Here is a 3,137-nt window from a genome sequence, read left to right as displayed (position 1 = left end):
CTCAGCCGATGTAGGATTAATTTTCTGTGCCTACAATCTGCGCCGAATTTTTAACCTGATTGACCACAGTCTATTAAAACAATATTTAAAAGTATTGGCTTTATATTTTGGGACTCTAAAAGCAATTTTTAAAGCTTTTTACGGACTGTTTTATTTTGATAATCCTAAACCGACTTTTCCCAGAAAGAATTTTAATTGTAGTTTAAATCACATATATTTATTCACTGATTAACTAAAATGAGTTCGTTTGAAGGTTTTTAGACGAACTGACGTTACAGGAAACCTTAAACCAATATTACGCACAAAAAAAATGCATAAACCAGCGTAAAAAAATAAAAGTTTCTTGAAAACGGGAACTAACAAATCCTTTTCAGCCCAGCAAGTGCAAAATGAAATGGCAAAAACTATTTAATATGACCAAAAAAATTAAATTTATTACTCGATTACTATTACTAACATTCTTTTCAACTTTTATAAGTTGTAATGATGAACTTTACGACATTAAAGATCAGCACAATGGTGTGGATAAAAACAAAATTTCGCTAGCCCAATTCAAAAACGAGACAAATATTGATAAAGTTGAACCAATATTAAGTGTCTCAACAATAAAATCAATTTCTTCAAAAACTAAAGTTCAATTATCAGATTTTGTAATTGATACTCTTGCTATTAAAAAATTCATCAGTGAAAACAATAAAACAACCTATACCTTTCGTATATACCCTTTGTTTACGGTCGCAAAACCAAACGAAATTTATAATTTAGTGTATCGTAAAGTGAATGACACCTATGAGACATCTATTTTTTACTTATATAAATTACCTGAAAGAGATAGAGAGCATAAGCTGTTTGAAAAAATAGAAAGGATATATGATAGTAAGTCTACAACTGGTAAGACTTATAAAACAGCATCAGTATGGGATTGTACAATAGAGGTGCCTGTACTCCATTGTACTAATACGGGAGAATGCAAAGCAACAGGTGTTTGCGATAATTGTATATGGTGTGTTCATACTGTAATATCGCATGCAAATTGTTCTAGCGGAGGAAGTAGCACAGGCGGTGGCTCTTCTGACCCAGGCAATACTTCTGGTAGTGGAGGTGGAGCTTCAGACCCTTATGTATATTCTCCTAACACTTATGACAATCCTGTTTTTGATGATCCTGAGTATATTTATCGCACTAAAAGAGAACAAACTTGGACTAATTTAGGAGATGCACCCCAAGGATTTTTTGCAAAGTCAGAAAACATAACATTTTTTAACGAATCGGTACAATATGAACGTGATAACAATTGGTCACCTGAAAGTTATGAATTTGCAAAATGGGCCAGAATTTATAAGTTTGATTATCCTGATACATCTTGGAATGATGTAAAAGACCTCAGTGATTATTTCAAAAACAGTACAGACCCTCTAAAAAAAGAAATCGCAGGAAAATGGCTTAAGATAAAAAAAGAATTAGCCTCCAACCCTACTTTTTTGTTAAAAGTTCCCTGTCTGGAAATCCCTAAATGGCAAGCACTTGTTAAATTCACCCCTCCACAATCTGTAAAAGATAAAATACAAATACTCGATAATCAATTATTGCTTACCGATTATAATATTCAGTATTTGGAACACGCTAGCGGTGCTGCTATAAATTTAGATTATTTTCCAGTAACAATAAATACTCTCCCTAAAAATCCAGTGACGGGACTAAAATTTACTCCTACAGAATTTTTAAATTATGTCCGACTTAATATCAATAATTTTGTAGATACAAACATCTCTCGTTTTAGCCCAACTACCTTAAGTACTGGCTATAATGAATCTCAAATATGGAACTCCTCAAATCCTCTTGGAGCGATTATTCATATTAATATTTCTCAACCAGCTGGTGATGGCTCTGTTATATGTTCCCAAAGCGATTCTAATCATTGGATCTTTACAACAATTGAAGTTCCATGGAAACCAACAAACAGTAATGCTGATGGGATTCATCCAGTGAGTGGCAACAGAGAGTTTGGATTAATCCAAAACTCAAATGGCACCTATACTTTCTATACTCGTGGAGCTGATAGAATGACTAATGGGTTTGAGTCCTTAGCAGCGGAAAATTTAACAATACTTGTAGACCCATTTGCAAATCCAGATAAGCTTTGGAATAGCTTAAAAACAAAAGTAGCTACCTTTGTTCAAAATAATGGAGGAAGTTCTGTTACACCAACAACTTCTCAAAATACAATTTGGAGGCCAGATTGGGCGAAAGTCCGCCAAGTATTGAGAGGTGAGGTATCTATCAGTGATTTAGGATGTAATTAATATTACCACAAATATGGAAAAATATATAGTTTTATTAAAAAAAACTTTTCTAATTTCAGGAAGCTTGTCTATTCTTTTAGCATTGGTCGATTATTATTTTAATTTAATGCATTTTGACACAAAAGGATATTTTGGAGCATTTCAATTTTTACTATTTTCAATTTTTATTTTATCATTATACATATTTTTTATTTTATCAGATATTAAAAAAGAGAAGTTTGTATTTTTAAGATATTTTAATTATACTTTAATACTTGTTTCTTTTTCCTTTTTTATAATTTGGGGGGTAATCTACCCTGACCCTTTAGCTTTTCTTTACCCTGCGTATTTTGGAATTTTGAATGTATTCAATTTGATAGTTATGACAATAATCTATCAAATCAAAAGAACAGGTGGGGATAGTATTTTTAAAGAATGGTTGTATTTTTTTGGGTTAATTGCAGTTTTTGTAATATATATCGTTATAATGAGCCTAATTAAATTTTAAAAAATAAAATGAGAGCGGTTTTGAACTATGTTTAAAACCGCTTTTTTCATTGCTAATAGAGAAATATTTGCAACATTGAATAAATAAAACCACACAAAAAGGCTTCCTGTAACAGCCGTTTTGATATAGTGGGGTTCCGGTCATAAACTAAAACTTGGTTTTGTGCCTGTAAAATCAGTCATCAACCGAAAATTTTGGCGTACTTTTTCCCCACCATCTCAAAGCGGGGGGACGTCAAACTGTCTAATAACCTCTCTTCTTCCCCATAAATTTATTTGTATTAAAAATCGCTCAAATAACTTGCGCAACTCGTTGATTTTTTGTACATTTAAGTATGAAATTCATCA

2 protein-coding genes are annotated in these 3,137 nt (G+C 32.0%); both read left to right on the top strand.

Going from position 1 to position 3,137, the window contains the following annotated elements:
* The first annotated feature begins 413 nt into the window (after positions 1 to 413).
* Positions 414 to 2,303, top strand: coding sequence for a hypothetical protein (locus tag ACP7AT_RS15665; RefSeq protein ID WP_426065372.1), 1,890 nt, complete (start codon positions 414 to 416; stop codon positions 2,301 to 2,303).
* Between the two features lie 13 nt (positions 2,304 to 2,316).
* The gene (locus tag ACP7AT_RS15660) at positions 2,317 to 2,790 is read left to right on the top strand and encodes a hypothetical protein (RefSeq protein WP_426065371.1); all 474 of its coding nucleotides are present in this window, start codon (positions 2,317 to 2,319) and stop codon (positions 2,788 to 2,790) included.
* The last annotated feature ends 347 nt before the right edge of the window (positions 2,791 to 3,137 follow it).

It is taken from the genome of Flavobacterium sp. DSP2-3-1 (assembly GCF_049896865.1).
In the GTDB taxonomy this organism is placed as follows: Bacteria; Bacteroidota; Bacteroidia; order Flavobacteriales; family Flavobacteriaceae; genus Flavobacterium.
Note: the sequence above shows the minus strand (reverse complement) of the source record. Positions and strands in the feature narration are given on the sequence as shown.